Here is a 10,700-nt window from a genome sequence, read left to right as displayed (position 1 = left end):
AAAATGCCGGATTTTCGGCAATGTCGAGGCAGAATTGGCCAAACGAAGCAGCGGGACGCGAGGACTTTGCCTCCGCAAACGGGGCTTACGTGCAGGTAAGTTGCTTCGGGCGGTCTGAAGGAGCCCGTTTGGGCGTTGCCTACCATCGCGGCCTTGCTATCCTGCACACCGAATGCGGAATAGGGAGGGGTCCTTAGATGCGCTTTGATGGTTTTGGCTATGCTGCGCTAGGATTGCTGGTATTGGCCGGCAGTGCACAAGCGGGCGGGTTTACGCGCGGCACGGCAGACACAGACACTCTCTACGAGCCCGGGAATTTCGCCCTGCGCGCCGGCGTCACCTATGTTGCGCCAACCCAGGAATTTACGTCCGCACCGACACTGGCGCCAAACCCGGGACTGGTGGGGTCGAACTATCTCGACAACTACGCGATCCCATCCGCCGCCGTAAAATTCGGCTTCAACGATTCGCTTGCTTGCGCCGTGACCTATACCGACGCCTATGGCGCGGCATCGAGCCACCCGGTCCCCTACGGGCCGGCCGGAAAACTGCTCGAAGAATTCACCATCGCCGAGATCGGCACTACATGCGCCGTTTTTTTCGATATCGGTCGGGGACGTCTTTCCGTTCTAGGCGGCGGGTTCATCGAGAGTTTCGATTACGAGGTGGAATCGGCGACTCTGTCTCGGCTTCTGCCGCCGCCTTTTCCTCTCGTACCCGTCAGCACGACGGCGGAGCTTGACAGCAGGGCTTATGGATGGCGGGCCGGGATCGGGTATGAGATACCGGATATCGCATTCCGCGCCCAGCTTATGTACCGGTCGGGCACGAATCATGATGGCGCGTCCGGCACCGCGACCATAACCACACCGCTGGGTGCAGGCACATTCCCCGCGATCGGCTATGGGGAGTTGCCGCAGATGGTGGAGCTCAAGCTTCAGTCAGGTATCGCGCCCGGATGGCTGGCCTTCGGCTCCGTGCGCTGGACGGACTGGTCCGTCAACGAGACCTTGACGTTGACGGTTCCTGCCCGGGGGGTGACGAGCGTCAACGAGTATTACTGGCGCGACGGCTGGACCGTCACCGCCGGTGTCGGCCACGCCTTCAATGAGAGCGTTTCGGGGCTGGTGAGCATCGGTTGGGACCAAGGCGTCAGCACAGGCTACGACCTGCGCGGCGACCGGTGGACGCTCGCCGCAGGCGGCAGCCTGAAGGACAAGATCGGCGGCGAGCTACGCTTCGGGGCCGGTATTTCCCACCTCGCCGCGGTGGATATCACGGAAGGGACCAATGTGGGGGCTGCCGTGGATTCGGGCTGGGCCTTCGCGGTGACCGCCGGCTATAGCGTCAGGTGGTGAGCCGCGCCCCTGTCTGACCTACCCGAAGACCCGGTCCCTGCGCCGGGTCTTTTCATTCATGCATCGCCGACGATCACCGTGACGCTGCCGGTGCCCTTGCATTCGGGGCAAGGCTTTCCCTCGAAAGAGCCGGTACCGGCGCAACGCGGACAGGTGTTTTCGCCGGTCTGCTTCGTTCCCGGCTCCGTCTCGTCGCCGGGTCTTTGCTTTTCGTTGCTCACTTTCTACTCCGCGCCTTCATTCGTAGATCGGCAAGGTGGAGGTCCAGATCGCCAGCCCGATGATGACGACCACCATCCAGACGAAGCCATTGATGAGCATGCGCACGAGGTCCCGGTTCTCCTCCTGGGCCACACCGAGTCTGTCGGCCACCCAGTCGCCGGGAAAGATGAACAGCCGCAGCACCGCCTGGAGAAGCGCACGCATCGCTCTCACCTCGCCGTCAACCGCCGCCGATCGGCGTTGTAACTTTCCCGGATCCGCCGCAGTCGGGACATTCTCCGCCACCTATCAGCCCGGTCCCCGAGCAGCGGCGGCAAATATTCTCTCCGGCGCCGGCTGTTCCTTCGGGGACGGCCTCCGGATTTGCTGCCGCAGCTCCCGAGGCGGATGGCTTCTGGCCTTGGGCACCGCCCATCAGCGATCGCTTGGCCCTCTCGATCTGTTCATCGCTCGCCTCGATAGGCCTGCCCGTATCGTCGGGGATGCCCGAGCCGGTCTGGGCGATGGTCTCGTCCACCGGGCGGTCATTCGTCCCCGTCGTGATCTTGTCTTTCGGCGCCATCTCGAATCCTCCTGCCAGCCGAACGCCTGAGGAGGGATTTAGTGCCGTCGCCCGTTTGACCGGTAGTAGGCTCGAGGGGGAGCGCCTGGAAGGGCTGCCGATAGCGGATGTATCATCCGCCCGTGCCGGGACAGCCTATAGAACCTCGGTGGGACCGTACGCGACGGTATTGCGGCCGTGTTCCTGGATCAGACCGGCGAGTGCTGAGCTAAAATGCGAACACGAGTGTGGCAGCCACGGCCATGAGGACCGAGACACCGAGGCAAACCATATAACCGCGCGGACGGTCAAAGAAGATGGCATAACCTGCCAGCCATGCCGCTGCGCCCGAGCCGAGCGAGAAAAGGAACCCGTCTCGCTCACCAAAGGCGATCGTGGCGGCCATCAGGCCACCGATGGTGACTGCGCCGAAAGCGATGATGACGGCAACCGCATATGCTTCAAAATTGTCGTTCATAACGTCCCTCTCGGTCGGATTCTTGGCCTGCGGCCTCACGTTCTAGTCCTGTTGGGCTGGCGGAGGGAGTGGGATTCGAACCCACGGTGGACGTGAGCCCACGCCGGTTTTCAAGACCGGTGCCTTAAACCGCTCGGCCATCCCTCCTTTGTCACCTCGTCGCGCTCGCCCCAATCCACCCGCCGGAAGGCCTTGCGTGACATCGCCTCAGCCTTACTCCGCCTCAGATTACAGCGTCAACCTGCCAGCGCCTTCTCCAGGCTGGGCGCAGGATGAGGATGGATTAAGGTCCAAAAAAAAGACTGAGGTAAGGGCGGTTCACCGACGCATCTCATTAAGGTGGCTAATGTTGTGCTGCTTTATTGAACGGAAGGGACAAGCGCACTACGCGGTGCTTTCATGTCCAGCCCACGGCAGGGAAGGCGCCGGTTGGGCAGCGAAATGAGGCTGGTTTTTGCTCTGGCGGAGATCGGGTTTGTACGTCCTACTTATTTTTGCCAAGTTGCTGCCACAATGGATTCACATCGTGCTAAGAAATTCGAGCGCATGAGGGGGATCCGGCACAACGGGTCGATGCGCGGTTTCGGGAAGGGCGCTTCATTTGAGCAAAGATAGTTTGCGGCAGGATGAGGGAGCGGCCGATCCGGCCGCAGGGGACGGACGCAGGCGGCCGGTTTCCATGCTCGCGGCGGCGGGCTTCGCGGTGCTGTCACTTGGCTTGGCCGGTTGCAGCGGATCCAGCCCGAAGGTTGCTCTCAAGGGCAGCAAGGAATACTTTGCCGAGTCAGAGTATGGCGTGAAGGCAAGCCCACGCGTCGCCTATGGCAGCTCCAGCATGCCGCGCGGAGGCGGCCGTTATCAAGTCGGCAAGGCCTATCAGATCAAGGGCCGCTGGTACCAGCCCCAGGAAGACCCTGACTATGTAGCCGAAGGAGCCGCGTCCTGGTACGGGGATGCCTTCCACGGCCGGCTCACGGCCAATGGCGAAGTCTATGACATGACGCATCTGACGGCGGCGCATCCAACGATGCCGCTGCCGAGCTATGCCCGCGTTACCAATTTGAGCAATGGCAACTCCGTCGTCGTTCGGGTGAACGACCGCGGTCCTTTCTCGAAAGGTCGCATCATCGATCTTTCCAGGCGAGCTGCCGAAATGCTGGACTACAAGCATATGGGTGTCGCGCGCGTGCGGGTGGAGTATGTGGGCCCGGCGCCGCTGCACGGCCGCGATGACGGGTTCCTGCTTGCTTCCTACCGTCCGGGCGGTGCAGCGCCCGATCCCTCTGACGGCCTCCCGACCGGCGTCATGGTGGCCATGGCGGGACCGACTCCGACCCAGCCTGTTCCGGTTGCTGCCTCCGCTTTCGCAAGCCAGCCCGGCCTCTCCGAGGAAGGTGAGAGCGCCGTGCTTCCGGCAACCGGGCCTATCGTTCCCGACCGACCGACTGGAAGGCCCGCGCCGCAAGCGGAACTCGCCGCGCTCTCTTATGCGCAGAAGCCTGTCGGTGCTGCCTCACGGATGTTCGACGCGGTCGTGCCGGGCGGCGACGGGCAGACGCCGATCGCGACAGACCGTCCTTTCGTCAATCTCGGCGCATGGTCGTCCCGCCGGGAGGTGGAGCGCCTGACGCGCTCGCTTTCGGCTCTCGGCCAGCTTGCCGTCGAGCGTAGGGAAGGGCCTGCAGGGCCGCTTTACGTGCTCTCGCTCGTGCCGGACGGCCGTGCCGAGATCGATCAGGTGCTGCGGTCGGCCTGGGCGGCGGGCGCGGTAGACGCATTCATCGTACGCGACTGAGCCCGCCTTTCAGCCCGCTTGATCCGGTCTGCCCGGGCCTGAATATTGGCGTTCCATAGAGGGCAGGGGCGTGGTGTTTCGGATAGCTGCCGTTTTGGTCGGGCTTATCGCCCTCCTCGCACCGGCGCTGGGGCAGCCTGCCCCCGCCCCGCTATTCGAGACCAAGGCGGCTCAGGCTTTCCTGGTCGATGGCGGGACAGGCGCGGTCCTCTACCAGAAAGATCCCGACACGCCCTTTCCACCGGCCTCGCTCGCCAAGCTCATGACCGTCGAGGTCGTCTTTCATGCCCTGAAAAACGGCCGGCTCTCGATGCATGACCAGTTCGTTGTCAGCGAGCACGCCTGGCGCAAGGGCGGCGCACCCTCCGGCACAGCCACCATGTTCGCCGCCGTGAAGTCTTCCGTACCGGTCGCCGCGCTCATCCAGGGCATCATCGTGCAGCAGGCAAATGACGCCTGCATCATTCTCGCGGAGGCCATGGCCGGCTCGGAAGAGAATTTCGCCAAGCTGATGAACGAGCGCGCCCGCGCCATCGGCCTCAAGACCTCTACTTTCGTCAACCCCACTGGTTTGCCGGCCGAGGGGCACCAGGTCACAGCGCGCGAGATGGTCCTTCTGGCCCAGCATCTGCAGCGCGAATATCCGCAATACTACCGCTACTTCTCCCAGCCCGAATTCGAGTGGAACCGCATCCTCCAGCGCAACCGAAACCCGCTCCTGAGGCTCGACATTGGCGTCGACGGGCTCGGCTCGGGCTTTACGGAAGGGATCGGCTATTCGATCGCAGCTTCGCAGAAGCGTGGCGACAGACGCGTCTTCGCCGCGCTCGCGGCTATTCCGAGCGAGGAGGAGCGGGTGGAGGAAACCCGCAAGATGCTTGAATGGGCGATGAGCGCGTTTCAGCAGCGCCAGCTCTTTGCCGCGGGAGAGATCGTTGGCGAGGCGAGCGTCTATGGCGGTGAAGAAGGAAGCGTCCCCCTGCGCCCCCAGGGGCCGTTGGTCGCCCTTGTTCCGGCTGCTGGACACGAGCAGCCCGTGTCGGCGCGCATCGCATATCAGGGACCGCTTCCCGCACCGGTCGAGGAGGGGACCCAGGTCGCTAAGCTGCAGGTTTGGCTGGGCGACACGCTGAGCCAGGAGACACCGCTCTATGCCGCCGAATCGGTAGCCGCCGGAACGCTCCGCCAGCGAGCATTTGGCGCGGTTCAGGAGCTTCTTGTCGGCTGGATGCGTTAGAGCGTCTGCGGCGTCAGGCGAGGTTGGCCTCGGCGGCTCCCGCGACTATGTAGAACGCGCGGCTAGCGGAAGCGGAACGAGGAACGAGTGCCCCGAGGTTTCTTCATCACATTGGAAGGAGGCGAGGGCGCCGGCAAATCCACTCAGATCCGCCTTCTGGCCGAGCATCTGCGCGCGGAGGGCCGCGATGTGGTGACGACGCGGGAGCCGGGCGGCTCGCCAGGCGCGGAGGCGGTGCGGCACGTGCTGCTTTCCGGCGCCGCGGAACCCTTCGGCCCCACGCTTGAGGCGATTCTCTTCGCCGCTGCGCGGGCGGACCATGTGGAGCAGGTAATCCGGCCGGCGGTGGCGCGCGGCGCCGTCGTCCTCTGCGATCGCTTCATCGATTCTTCGCGCGTTTATCAGGGGGTGACGGGAGGTCTCGACCCCGATTTCATGGCTGCGCTGGAACGGATCACGGTAAACGGGGTTATGCCGGATCTCACGATCATTCTCGACATAGACCCGGAAGAGGGGCTGCGGCGGGCTGTCGAGCGCCGCGGCGAGGAGACGGCCGACCGATTTGAAAAGGAAGCCTTGGAGATCCATCGACGTCGGCGCGAGGCCTTCCTGGAGATCGCACAAAGAGAGCCGCGGCGCTGCGCTGTGATCGATGCGACGCCCCCGGCCGAGGAGGTCGCCCGTGCCGTGAAGGAAGCGGTGGCGCGCAGCATGTCCGGAGAGCTGGAAGGGCTGAACAAGGAGGCGCAGGATGTTTGAACGCCGCGCTCCGGAGCAGCACGATTCCCTGCCCGACATTCCCGAGCCCGCCGAGAATCCGCTGCTTTTCGGCCATGAGCAGGCGCGCGCGATGCTTGCCGGCGCCTACCAGGCGGGAAAGCTGCATCATGCATTGCTTCTGGCCGGCCGGCAGGGCACCGGGAAGGCGACACTTGCCTTCCATCTGGCGCACCATCTTTTCGTCCACGCCGACCACCGTGTGGCGCCAAGAGAGTTTGGCGAGATCGATCCCGCATCGCAGGCCTTCCGGCTCGCCGCGCAGGGCGCGCATCCCGGGCTGTTGCACCTCTCCCGGCCTGTCGTGGAGCGCGACAAGAAATTCAAGACGGTGATAACGGTCGACGAGATCCGCCGTGTCAGCCGCTTCCTGGCCCTGACACCGGCCGACGGCGGCTATCGCATCGTCATCGTCGATCCGGCTGACGACATGAATACGAGCGCAGCCAATGCGCTTTTGAAGAACCTTGAAGAGCCGCCGCCGCGCACGGTCTTCATCCTCGTCGCTCATTCGCTGGGCCGGCTCCTGCCAACGATCCGTTCGCGCTGCCAGGTGCTGAGGCTGGAACCGCTGGCGCCCGACATTCTGGAGCAGTTGCTCGTACGCCTTGGAGCAGAACTGCCGGCAAATCTCGAGGAGAAGAACATTCTCATCGAGCGGGCAAAGGGCAGCGCCCGCGATGCTATCCTGCTCACCCAGTTCGGGGGACTCGAGATCGAGCAGGTCGTGGGGCGCATCCTCGAGCAGCGCCGCTTCGACGCGGCTGAAGCATACAGGCTCGCCGAGGCTACTGCCGGCCGCGAGCGTCAGGTCCAATTCGAGCTTTTCAACCGCGCGGTGCTCGATCGGCTCGCGGATAGCGCGGCAAAGGCATCGGCGGCCGGAGCGCTGCCGCGCGCGGGAGAGCTGGCGGCCCTGTGGGAGGAGCTTGCCGAAATGACCCGGCAGGTGGAGATCTTCAATCTTGATCGCAAGCAGCATGTGGTCGGGACGATGGCGCGCCTGCACCAGGCCCTGCGCGGACCGGTCTTGAGCTAGACCGCGGAAGCATGGCAATCCCCGCCATGATGCGCTATCTGGGCGCAAGCCAATTCATTTCAGAGCATTCTCCCGATGACGCGCGAGACTTTCTATATAACGACAGCCATTTCCTACCCCAACGGGCGGCCGCATATCGGTCATGCCTATGAGCTGATTGCCACCGATGCGTTGGCGCGCTTTCAGCGCTGCGACGGCAAGGACGTATTCTTCCTCACCGGCACGGACGAGCATGGAATCAAGATGCTTCAGACGGCCCGCAAGGAAGGGGTTTCAGCGCGCGAGCTTGCGGACCGGAACGCGCCGGAATTCCAGCGCATGGCACAGGTGCTCAACGCCTCGAACGACGATTTCATCCGTACGACCGAAGAGCGGCACCGCATCGCCAGCCAAGCGATCTGGAAGGCCATGGCCGAAAAGGGCGACATCTACCTTGGCGGATATTCCGGCTGGTATTCGGTCCGCGACGAGGCTTACTACGGCGAAGACGAGACGACGATGGGCGAAGACGGCGTGCGCTATGGCCCGCAGGGCACGCCTGTCGAATGGGTTGAGGAAGAAAGCTATTTCTTCCGCCTCTCCGCCTACCAAGAGCCGCTGCTCAAGCTGTACGAGGATAATCCGGATTTCATCGGCCCCGCCGAGCGGCGCAACGAGATCGTCAGCTTCGTGCGCTCAGGCCTGCGCGACCTCTCGATATCCCGCACCACCTTCGACTGGGGCGTGCCCGTGCCCGGCGACGAAAAGCACGTGATGTATGTCTGGGTCGACGCGCTCACCAATTATCTCACAGCCGTCGGCTATCCGGATAAAGACGCCGAGCGTTGGCGCTACTGGCCGGCCGACGCGCATATCATCGGCAAGGACATCACGCGCTTCCACGCCATCTATTGGCCAGCTTTCCTGATGTCGGCAGGCATCCCGCTCCCCAAGCGGGTCTACGGCCACGGCTTCCTGTTCAACCGCGGCGAGAAAATGTCGAAGTCGGTCGGCAATGTGATCGATCCCTTCGCCTTGGTGGAGCATTTCGGGCTTGACCAGGTGCGCTACTTCTTCCTGCGCGAGGTGCCCTTCGGACAGGACGGCAGCTATAGCCACGAGGCGATCGTCAACCGCACCAATGCCGATCTGGCCAACGACCTCGGCAATCTGGCACAGCGCTCGCTGTCGATGATCGCCAAGAATTGCGGCGGCAAAGTTCCTGCGAAAGGCGATCTGAGCGAACCGGACCGCGCCATCCTCAGCCAGGCAACGGCCGCGCTCGACGCCGCGCGCGAAGCAATGGGGCGGCAGGCGATCCACACGGCGCTTGCGGCGATCTTCGACGTCGTCGCCGAAGCAAACCGCTATTTCGCCAGCCAGGAACCCTGGGCTTTGCGCAAAACTGACCCCGCACGCATGGAGACGGTTCTGTTCACGACCGCCGAGGTGCTGCGGCGCATCGCCATTTTGTGTCAGCCCTTTATCCCCGGCTCGGCGGAGAAGCTGCTCGACCTCCTCGCCGTGCCCGCCGATCGGCGCCGCTTCGCCGACCTCGGTGAATCGGGGATGCTGGAACCGGGAACGCCGCTGCCGCCGCCCCAGCCCGTTTTCCCGCGCTATGTCGAGAGCGAAGGGCAGGGGGACTGAATGCTGGTCGACAGCCACTGCCACCTCGATTTCCCGGAATTCGAGGCGGAGCGGGATGACGTCGTCGCCCGCGCCACGGCGGCCGGCGTTGGTTTGATGGTCACCATCTCCACCCGGGTAAGGAAATTCGACGCTTTGCAGGCCATTGCCGAACGCTACGAAGATGTCTTCTGCACGGTGGGCACGCACCCTCACAATGCTGCTGAGGAAAGCGACATCACGGCAGACGAGCTGGTGGAGCTGTCCAAGCACCCGAAAGTGGTGGGCATCGGCGAGGCCGGCCTCGATTATTTCTATGACAAGGCGCCACGCGACCTGCAGGCGAAAGGTTTTCGCACGCATATCGAGGCAGCGCGGCGAACCGGCCTGCCGCTCGTCATACACGCGCGCGATGCGGATGATGACATCGCCGCCATCTTGCGCGACGAGGCGGGAAGGGGGGCGTTCCCCTTCATCCTGCACTGCTTCTCCTCGGGCGCTGCCCTTGCACGCACCGGGCTGGAACTAGGCGGCTATATCTCCTTCTCGGGCATACTGACCTTCAAGAAGTCGGAGGCGCTGCGGGAGATCGCCGCATCGGCGCCGCGCGAGCGGCTGCTGGTGGAAACGGACGCGCCCTATCTTGCGCCCGTGCCGCACCGCGGCAAACGCAACGAGCCCGCTTTCGTGGCCCACACGGCGGCGGTCCTTGCCGACACCATCGGCCTTTCTCCCGAGGAGACCGCAAGGATTACGACCGAAAACTTCTTCCGCCTCTTCAGCAAGGTGCCGCGCACGGTGCAAGGGAGCGCGTAGCGGTGGCCGAACGGATCCGCCTCACCATCCTGGGCTGCGGTTCATCGCCGGGCGTACCGCGCATCATCGGTGATTGGGGCGCCTGCAGTCCGGACAATCCGCGCAACCGGCGCACGCGCGCTGCGGCCCTGGTCGAGCGCTTTGCATCCGACGGCAAGGTCACGCGCGTTGCCATCGATACCGGACCCGATTTCCGCGCGCAGATGATCGCTGCGCAGGCAAACAGCCTCGATGCGGTCGTCTATACGCATCCCCATGCCGACCATATCCACGGCATCGACGATCTGCGCAGCTATGTGCTGGCGCAGCGCCGGCTCATGGACATCTATGCCGACGAGCCGACGCTCCTCCGGCTGAAGGAAGGCTTCCGCTACTGTTTCGAAACGCCTGCGGGCAGCAACTACCCGCCCATCGTGCTGCCGCATCTCATCCGCCACGAGCAGGCGTTTTCGATTTGGGGCGAGGGCGGGCCGATCACCTTCACGCCGCTGCCGCAAATCCATGGCGACATTCGCTCGCTCGGCTTCCGCATCGGCAAGATCGCCTACTGTCCGGATGTAAGCGATTTCCCGCCCGAGACCGTGCCTCTGTTGCAGGATCTCGAGGTGCTGGTCCTGGATGCTCTGCAGTACAAGCCGCATCCCAGCCACCTCTCGCTCGCAGAGGCGCTTGAATGGGTTGAGCGGCTCAAGCCCCGGCGGGCCATCCTGACGCATATGCATACGCCGCTGGATTACGACGCGGTGGCTCGCGAGACTCCAGACAATGTCGATCCCGCCTATGATGGCATCGCGGTTGAACTTGAATATGCAGAAATTTGAATTTAAAG

The 10,700-nt window shown here is 63.8% G+C and carries 12 protein-coding genes and 1 tRNA gene; 8 read left to right on the top strand and 5 right to left on the bottom strand.

Going from position 1 to position 10,700, the window contains the following annotated elements; translation table 11 throughout:
- Positions 1-197 precede the first annotated feature (197 nt).
- A complete protein-coding gene (locus RIN79_RS09175; protein WP_309084347.1) occupies positions 198-1,358 on the top strand; it encodes an outer membrane protein transport protein in 1,161 nt (386 codons plus the stop codon).
- A 56-nt stretch (positions 1,359-1,414) separates the two neighbouring features.
- Here the strand turns inward: RIN79_RS09175 and RIN79_RS09170 are convergent, their stop codons facing one another.
- The 5 genes from RIN79_RS09170 to RIN79_RS09150 form a co-directional block, all read right to left on the bottom strand.
- Positions 1,415-1,579, bottom strand: coding sequence for a hypothetical protein (locus tag RIN79_RS09170; protein WP_309084346.1), 165 nt, complete (start codon positions 1,577-1,579; stop codon positions 1,415-1,417).
- Positions 1,580-1,595: 16 nt separating this feature from the next.
- Complete coding sequence (locus RIN79_RS09165; RefSeq protein ID WP_309084345.1) at positions 1,596-1,784, bottom strand: hypothetical protein; 189 nt, start codon at positions 1,782-1,784, stop codon at positions 1,596-1,598.
- A gap of 16 nt (positions 1,785-1,800) precedes the next feature.
- On the bottom strand, positions 1,801-2,142 hold the full coding sequence (locus RIN79_RS21555; RefSeq protein ID WP_375165901.1) for a hypothetical protein: 342 nt from the start codon (positions 2,140-2,142) through the stop codon (positions 1,801-1,803).
- A gap of 208 nt (positions 2,143-2,350) precedes the next feature.
- On the bottom strand, positions 2,351-2,599 hold the full coding sequence (locus RIN79_RS09155) for a hypothetical protein (protein ID WP_309084344.1): 249 nt from the start codon (positions 2,597-2,599) through the stop codon (positions 2,351-2,353).
- A gap of 57 nt (positions 2,600-2,656) precedes the next feature.
- Positions 2,657-2,746: transfer RNA gene (locus tag RIN79_RS09150), tRNA-Ser, on the bottom strand.
- 532 nt (positions 2,747-3,278) lie between these two features.
- Between RIN79_RS09150 and RIN79_RS09145 the strand changes: the two genes are divergently transcribed.
- The 7 genes from RIN79_RS09145 to RIN79_RS09115 all read left to right on the top strand — a co-directional run bounded on the left by RIN79_RS09145 (position 3,279) and on the right by RIN79_RS09115 (position 10,692).
- A complete protein-coding gene (locus tag RIN79_RS09145; protein ID WP_375165904.1) occupies positions 3,279-4,394 on the top strand; it encodes a septal ring lytic transglycosylase RlpA family protein in 1,116 nt (371 codons plus the stop codon).
- A gap of 82 nt (positions 4,395-4,476) precedes the next feature.
- Entirely contained in the window at positions 4,477-5,631 is a 1,155-nt protein-coding gene (locus RIN79_RS09140) for a D-alanyl-D-alanine carboxypeptidase family protein (RefSeq protein WP_309084450.1), read from the top strand.
- Positions 5,632-5,718: 87 nt separating this feature from the next.
- The gene (gene tmk, locus RIN79_RS09135) at positions 5,719-6,390 is read left to right on the top strand and encodes a dTMP kinase (RefSeq protein ID WP_309084342.1); all 672 of its coding nucleotides are present in this window, start codon (positions 5,719-5,721) and stop codon (positions 6,388-6,390) included.
- Positions 6,383-7,447, top strand: a complete 1,065-nt coding sequence (locus tag RIN79_RS09130) for a DNA polymerase III subunit delta' (RefSeq protein ID WP_309084341.1) — start codon at positions 6,383-6,385, stop codon at positions 7,445-7,447. The genes tmk and RIN79_RS09130 overlap by 8 nt, the downstream gene beginning before the upstream one ends.
- 75 nt (positions 7,448-7,522) lie before the next feature.
- Complete coding sequence (gene metG / locus RIN79_RS09125) at positions 7,523-9,076, top strand: methionine--tRNA ligase (RefSeq protein ID WP_375165900.1); 1,554 nt, start codon at positions 7,523-7,525, stop codon at positions 9,074-9,076.
- Positions 9,077-9,871, top strand: a complete 795-nt coding sequence (locus RIN79_RS09120; RefSeq protein WP_309084340.1) for a TatD family hydrolase — start codon at positions 9,077-9,079, stop codon at positions 9,869-9,871.
- Between the two features lie 2 nt (positions 9,872-9,873).
- The gene (locus RIN79_RS09115; protein ID WP_309084339.1) at positions 9,874-10,692 is read left to right on the top strand and encodes an MBL fold metallo-hydrolase; all 819 of its coding nucleotides are present in this window, start codon (positions 9,874-9,876) and stop codon (positions 10,690-10,692) included.
- Positions 10,693-10,700: the final 8 nt, after the last annotated feature.

Origin of the sequence: Chelativorans sp., from assembly GCF_031180965.1 — a bacterium.
In the GTDB taxonomy this organism is placed as follows: domain Bacteria; phylum Pseudomonadota; class Alphaproteobacteria; order Rhizobiales; family Rhizobiaceae; genus Chelativorans.
Note: the sequence above shows the minus strand (reverse complement) of the source record. Positions and strands in the feature narration are given on the sequence as shown.